6 protein-coding genes and 1 pseudogene are annotated in these 7,095 nt (G+C 38.6%); all 7 read left to right on the top strand.

What is annotated here, in order from left to right:
• Nucleotides 1-570: IspD/TarI family cytidylyltransferase (locus K6G87_RS04675; RefSeq protein WP_296834529.1), on the top strand; the 570-nt coding region annotated here is incomplete at its 5' end.
• Nucleotides 571-602: 32 nt separating this feature from the next.
• On the top strand, nucleotides 603-1,679 hold the full coding sequence (locus tag K6G87_RS04670; RefSeq protein WP_296834527.1) for an NAD-dependent epimerase/dehydratase family protein: 1,077 nt from the start codon (nucleotides 603-605) through the stop codon (nucleotides 1,677-1,679).
• Nucleotides 1,680-1,766: 87 nt separating this feature from the next.
• The gene (locus K6G87_RS04665) at nucleotides 1,767-2,549 is read left to right on the top strand and encodes a phosphatase (RefSeq protein WP_296834525.1); all 783 of its coding nucleotides are present in this window, start codon (nucleotides 1,767-1,769) and stop codon (nucleotides 2,547-2,549) included.
• Between the two features lie 129 nt (nucleotides 2,550-2,678).
• Nucleotides 2,679-4,049: an MBOAT family O-acyltransferase gene (locus K6G87_RS04660; protein ID WP_296834522.1), complete on the top strand. Its 1,371-nt coding sequence runs from the start codon at nucleotides 2,679-2,681 to the stop codon at nucleotides 4,047-4,049.
• Nucleotides 4,050-4,075: 26 nt separating this feature from the next.
• Nucleotides 4,076-5,593 (top strand): GDSL-type esterase/lipase family protein, encoded by a 1,518-nt coding sequence (locus tag K6G87_RS04655; RefSeq protein ID WP_296834520.1) that lies wholly within the window; start codon nucleotides 4,076-4,078, stop codon nucleotides 5,591-5,593.
• Between the two features lie 329 nt (nucleotides 5,594-5,922).
• On the top strand, nucleotides 5,923-6,828 hold the full coding sequence (locus K6G87_RS04650; RefSeq protein ID WP_296834518.1) for an SH3 domain-containing protein: 906 nt from the start codon (nucleotides 5,923-5,925) through the stop codon (nucleotides 6,826-6,828).
• Nucleotides 6,829-7,023: 195 nt separating this feature from the next.
• A pseudogene (locus tag K6G87_RS19885) lies at nucleotides 7,024-7,095 on the top strand (thymidine kinase); the annotation flags it as partial.

Here is a 7,095-nt window from a genome sequence, read left to right as displayed (position 1 = left end):
GCAGTTGTCTGTATCGAAGGCTGGGACCAGGTTTTAAAGGCTTATGCAAGACAGTTTAATATTACTAAGCTTCGCACTATTGTTAAGGGCGGTGACTGCGGCCAGGCTTCTATCAGAAATGGTATATATGAACTTGAAAAGAGCCACAATGCTGATGATATAGTTCTCATACATGATGCCATAAGGCCTCTTGTATCAGCTGAGATAATATCAGACTGCATTAGGGTTACAAGAGAATGCGGCAATGCAATAGCTGTTATCCCCTGTGCGGAAGCCATGCTCACAACTGAAGATGAGAAGGTTTCAAGCGGTTCTTATCCAAGAGATGGTCTTAAGAGAACTCAGACTCCGCAGGGCTTTAAGCTTGGAGATCTGTGCGATCTTCACAGAAGAGCACTTGAAAAGGGTATTACCAATTCAATAGCTTCATGTACACTTATGATTGAAATGGGACAGCAGGTTTATTTTTCCATAGGATCTGAAAAAAATGTAAAGCTGACTACAGTTGAGGATATCGATATATTCAAGGCTCTCTTGTCAGCACGAAGAGCAAACTGGCTCAAACCCTGATATATACTAATACTAAATGGAAGGATGACTTTATGGATCTATATAAAAGTAAATTGTATATGTCAGATCTTGACGAGATGATAGAGCATACAGATATCCTTAATGAATTTCGCGGAAAGTCTTTCCTGATCATAGGAGCAAGGGGACTTATATGTTCAGCAATTGCTGACCTTCTTCTATATTATAATGAGAAGACAGACGCAGGGATTCATCTATATCTTGTCGGACGAAATAAGGAGAAGATATTAGAACGCTTTATTAAATATAAAAACTCCAAGGATCTGTCAGTAATAGAATATGATAGTGATAAAGAGAATATTACAAGTCTTCTTCCTCACAAAATTTCGTATATAATTGATGGTATAGGACCATCATCACCCGGGGATATAGGAGCAGGAGCTCTTGCTTCATTATATAGTAACCTTGTCCTTTTGAAAGACCTTTTAGAATATGCCTGTGATGAGCAGGTATTATCTACGCTTTATATATCATCTTCTGAAATATATGGACGAAGCGATAAGGGCGGCCCTTTTAAGGAAGATGACTATGGCTGGGTAGATATACTAAACCCAAGATCTTCCTATTCTTCTGGCAAAAGAAGCTGCGAGACACTTTGCGCCTGCTATGCTGATGAAAAGAATGTTAACACTGTCATAGCAAGACCTGGTCATATTTACGGACCTTCAGCAAGGAAAGATGACGATCACATAGCAGCTTCCTTTTCCTATGAAGCTGCAAAAGGGCATGATCTTAAGATGAAAAGTGAAGGCTTGCAACTAAGGTCATACTGTTATATGCTTGATTGTGCGTCGGCTATGCTTACGATACTTATTCGCGGTAAGAGCGGACAGGCCTATAATATTTCTAATAAAGAGTCAGTTATTACTTTAAGAGATATGATGAGCCTTATTGCCAAGGCCGGGAATGTCAGCTTATATATAGGTGATAACGGTGATGGTATTTTAAAAGCTGCTACATCTTTAGATAATCCCATGCCTGATTCAAGCCTTGATTCTGGCAAACTCCTTGCACTTGGATGGAGAGGATTGTTTGATGCTGTTAAAGGCGCTGATCATACGGTTCAGATTATAAGACAGGCAATAGATTAAGATTTAACTACGAAATAATTTTTTTAAATCCGCATTAAGCCGGATTTAAGAATTAAGTTTTAGCATTATCAGTTAGAGGTTTTAATTTTGGAAATACGTACAGATCTACACACACATACACTTTACTCAAGACATGCATATTCAACTATTGAGGAGAATGCAAGAGCAGCAAGTGACAGAGGCTTAGAACTTCTTGGAACAACAGATCATTTTAGCAGCATGCTTTATTCAGACTATACTGATGGTAAGCATTATCAGTATTTTTACAATATGAACTGCTGGCCCAGAGAATGGTATGGCGTAAAGCTCCTTCGCGGATGTGAGGTAGATATAGTTGATCTTGATGGTAACCTTTTCGGACATGACATAAATGCTGACAAGGGTATCATTGACAAGAACATAGGTGAAGCTGATTCACTTTATGGACGAGTAACAAGAAAGCTTGATTATTGTATAGCTTCTGTTCATATGAAGGATTTTACGATCAATGCTTCAAAGAGCAGGCTTACAGATATGTATATCAAGGCCCTTTCCAATTCCAAGGTAATAATGCTTGGTCACATCGGAAGGACCGGACTTGATTTTGATATTGACAGTGTTATCACGGCTGCCCGTGATATGCATAAGCTTATAGAGATCAACGAACACAGCTTCGGCTGGGACGATAATATTTACGATAGATGCAAACAGATACTTGTGCGCTGTGCGGAGCTTAATGTTCCTGTTAGTGTTTCAACAGATGCACATATTTCATATGATGTCGGAAGATTTGATTATTGCCATAAGCTTCTTGAAAGCGTTGACTTCCCTAAGGAGCTTGTAGCAAACAGGGATGCTCAGTCATTTATCAGTTACCTTCCCGGAATGTAAAAGGTACTGATGGCAGGAGCGATTTTATAACGAGCAAAAAGCAAAGCGTTTGCGAGTTTACAAAGCGCAGAAATCCTTATAAATGATTCATCTTAAGCCTCATTTCTTCCTCCATGAGGGGATATATAGATGTCATCATTGACTGACCTTTTATTTATATTCAGATTTATACCGTGTTTTATTCTTATATATTATTTAGTACCTGCATCGTTTCGTATGTGGGTGCTTTTTGTTGGAAGTTTTATTTTCTATGCTCTTGGAGAGCCAAGATGGTTTCTTGTCCTTTTCATTAGTACTCTTATAAATTATTTTCTTGGTCAGAAGACCGCCCTTAAGAGTAAGGCCTTTCTGGCTCTTTTGGTATGCTTTGATGCAGGTCTTCTAATGGTATTTAAAATACTCGGACTTACCATATCCCTGGACTTTCTACCTATTGGTATAAGTTTTTATACCTTTAAAATGATTGCCTATCAGGCAGATCTGTATACAGGAAAACTCAAGGAACGGCCGGATTTTGTTACGACTGCTTCCTACTTTTACTTCTTCCCGCAGATTCTTCAGGGACCTATAATGCGCCCTGACAATATGTATAGTAGCGCTCTTATGATAGATACAAGTGTATCTTCGAGAAAAGAGAGAATAGGCATATATCTTAATAATATAGAAGATGGACTTAAATACTTTATAGCAGGAATGGCTATGAAGGTTCTTCTGGCAGACCACTTGGCTATCATGTGGAGAGATCTTCATACAATAGGGTATGAGAGCATTTCGACACCGCTTGCATGGCTTGGCGCTATTGCCTACTCACTTGATCTGTATTTTGATTTCTGGGGATACTCGCTTATGGCAGCAGGACTTGGAGTTGCGCTTGGATTTCCTTTTGTACAGAATTTTAATCATCCATATGCAGCCAAGGGAGTAAGAGATTTCTACAGAAGATGGCATATGAGCCTTGGAACCTGGTTTAGGGACTATATCTATATTCCTCTTGGAGGAAGCCGCAAAGGAAATCTTCGCGCCATAATAAACCTCTTTGTTGTATGGCTTGTAACAGGCATCTGGCATGGAATCACCCCAAACTATATCATCTGGGGGATGTTCCTGTATGTATTGATTCTATCGGAAAAGTATATACTTTCCTTAAATGATAAGCTCTTTAACATAGTATCAAGGCTTAATGTATTCATTCTAATTCCGGTATCCTGGGTCATTTTTGCCATCAATAATATGGAGAGGCTCGCGGTATACATGACAAGGCTGTTCCCATTTTTTGGAGTCAGCGGATACGTCAACAGATCAGACTATATCAAGTACAGCACACTTTACTGGCCCTATATTCTGCCGGGTCTTATACTCCTTATACCTTGTGTATTTGATTTTTGTGAAAAGAAAAAGAGGCACCCTTTAGCAGTTCTTGTGCTTTTTATACTGTTCTGGCTTTGCATATTCAGTATCTCAAATACAGCCGGCAATCCTTTAATGTACTTAAGGTTTTAACATATATCAAAATGATAAGGTCATAAATGATGGATAATAATGAAAATAAGAAATGGTACAATTTCATACATTCTCCTCTTTTAATAGCAGTTGTCGCATCATCTCTTGTAGTGACAGCTTATTCGGCATACCAAAAAGACGGCCTTTATTCATACTATGAGTATGATTACAAAGAGCCTGTACTTACTCTTGCAATGAGGGGGCTTGCGGATGGGGCAACTCCTCTTTATGTGACAGATGACTATATTGAAATGGTTCAAAGTCATGATTATGAGTATTATCCAGGTGATACAAGAAATAATACTATGGCTGGAGGAAAGCTGGATAATGCCGGTCCTGGGGATGGCGGCAATGATTCTATAATTGCTTCTAATGACAGATCAGATGATGGGGGACTTGCAGATGATACATCATCAAATGATTCTTCCAAAACAGGCGAAGATTCTAAAAAGTATGGATCATCAAGCAGCAAGTCTTCTGAATCAGGATCAGGGAATGGAGATTCAGAATCTGAAAGCTCATCTAAAGGAGCTGGTGCAGGCTCAACTAAAGAAAGTGCTGGAAGTTCATCTTCAAATGAAGGATCTGAAAACGCTGATACTGCCAAAAGTACAGATGGTTCCAGTACAGATTCAGGTAAAGGTGCGGATTCTTCCGGTAACCAAAATGGGAATTCTTCTGAAGCTGTAAGCAGCGCTTCTGGTAGTTCGGGGGCTGTAAGCTCATCTACAGCCGGTTCTGATTCAGTAGCATCGGGATCTGGTACAGCGGCATCTGCTTCTAATACAGGAGCATCTGGTTCTGATGCATCGAACGCTGCAGTATCAGCCTCTTCTGCAGCAGGAAGTGGTAGTAGCGAAGCTGCTCTAAAAGAGTATCCATATATGACTACAACTGGAGTTGTTGATGCAGACTATTTTGCAGATGCCCTTTTTATAGGAGATTCAAGAACTGTAGGCCTTTCCGAATACTGTGCAGAGCTTGATGATAAGGCAACCTTTTATGGCAAGGTATCCCTTTCAATCTATGAAGCCAACAACAAGGCTTTTGTGAAGTCAGGTGGAAGTAAGCTTACTCTTGAACAGGCACTTGAAGGCAAGGATTTCAAGAAAGTCTATATCATGGTAGGAATTAATGAAATAGGCTATGGTACTACAGAAGGATGGCTTGGTAACTATATCGAAGTTATAGGCAAGATTCAGAATGCATGTCCAGACGCCATAATCTATCTTCAGGCTATCATGCATGTTACAAGAGAGTACGACAATACAAAGGCTCCGGATGCTTCTATTAACGGTGTTATAAATGAACGAAGTGAGGCACTTAAGACACTTGCGGATAACAGAAGGATCTTCTATCTGAATATAAATGAGATACTCGATGATGAGAATGGAGATCTTATAGCGGATATCTCTTTTGACGGAGTTCATCTTAAGGCTTCTGCATATACAGTGTGGTATGAATATTTAAGAACTCACGTAGCTGAAGTTCCTAAGAATAATGGTAATGCAGCACCTGATGAAAAAGATGGTGGAGATACCTGAAAAAAGATGGTGAAGACATCTGGCGAAAAGAATAATGAAGGTACCTGAGAAGTATAATCTAAGAATCAAAGGAAAGGCTTCTGATGATAATTTAGAAAATCGGTAAACTCCTTGAAAAATAAGGGTTTCCTGTCGCTCAAGTGTGAACAAATAATACCAAAATTTGACAATATTTGTAACAACTGTTATAATACGACGTTATGAAAGCTACGAGATTTAGAAAAAAGCTAAAATTTAATAAAAAAGTAGTCGTTATACCGATTGCAGTCCTTTCTGTTTTGACAGTATCACTGATATCTTACGGATCTTATGTTTCGTATGAGGAAAGTATGAGTGCAAGATATGCAGAAGCAGCGACACTGGATTTGTCCATGTATGAGACAGAAAGCGATAATACTGAGGAGATAGAAGAAGTAACTAATGATTCCTCAGAAGCTTTAGAAGATACTGTTCTTTTAACGGGCCGTGTTGATGAGACTACTGATGAGAGCGATGAGCAGACTTTTACTGTTACAATGTTTGAATCTGCTATACCTCTTTACGCCAATAATAACGTCAACTTAAGACTTGGTCCTGATACTTCTTATGATGTTGTAACAACTATTTCTTACGGAACACAGGTTGTTGCTACAGGTCAGACTGATAATGGCTGGTATGTAGTCGATTATGATGGTCAGACAGTATACGTAATAAGTGATTATATGCAGGATACTGAGCCGGAACCACTTGTAGTTGAAACTGATCCTGTTGTATCTACTTCAGATATTATCTTTGTGGGCGATTCCAGAACAGTTGGAATGGAATATGCTGTAGATAATGGCGATTATACATGGCTTTGCGAAGTTGGTAAGGGATATTACTGGCTTAAAGAGAATATTGATTCTATAGATGATTATGCTACTACAGGTACCAAAGTAATATTCAATCTTGGAGTTAATGATCTTGGTAATGTATCCAAGTATATTGAACTTATCAATTCATATATGGACCTTTGGACAAGCGAAGGAATTGAGATCTACTATTCAGCTGTTACACCTGTAGGAGATACTACAGTTACCAATGAGCAGATAGAATCTTTTAATGCAACTTTGCAGTCAGGACTTGATTCACGTGTGACATGGATAGACAGCTATACTTTCCTTATGGAAAACGGCTTCTCTTCATCTGACGGACTGCATTATAACAATGCAACATATACAAACCTTTATAATTACTACATTTCAATAATTGAATAAGATACAAGTATTGAATGAAATTTCTAAAATTTTATAATATAATATGATGTATGGATAAGATTCATTTCAGATAGGATATTTTTATCAAAGTATTTTCAAATATGTATTCATTATCCAAAAATCACGTTAAAACTAAAAGTGCCGCAATTAAATGTTGGCACTTTTTTTATGAATAATACACAGGGGGATATAGGTATGGCTAAGCTTTATTTCAGGTACGGAGCCATGGGCAGCTCTAAAACGGCTAACGCACTTATGGTACATCAC

Source organism: Butyrivibrio sp., assembly GCF_024699075.1.
Note: the sequence above shows the minus strand (reverse complement) of the source record. Positions and strands in the feature narration are given on the sequence as shown.

What these genes read in the sequence shown, in the direction of transcription:
- K6G87_RS04670 (WP_296834527.1), top strand. Translation starts at nt 603, where the DNA reads ATGGATCTATATAAAAGTAAATTGTATATGTCAGATCTTGACGAGATG.
- K6G87_RS04660 (WP_296834522.1), top strand. Translation starts at nt 2,679, where the DNA reads ATGTCATCATTGACTGACCTTTTATTTATATTCAGATTTATACCGTGT.
- K6G87_RS04655 (WP_296834520.1), top strand. Translation starts at nt 4,076, where the DNA reads ATGATGGATAATAATGAAAATAAGAAATGGTACAATTTCATACATTCT.
- K6G87_RS04650 (WP_296834518.1), top strand. Translation starts at nt 5,923, where the DNA reads ATGAGTGCAAGATATGCAGAAGCAGCGACACTGGATTTGTCCATGTAT.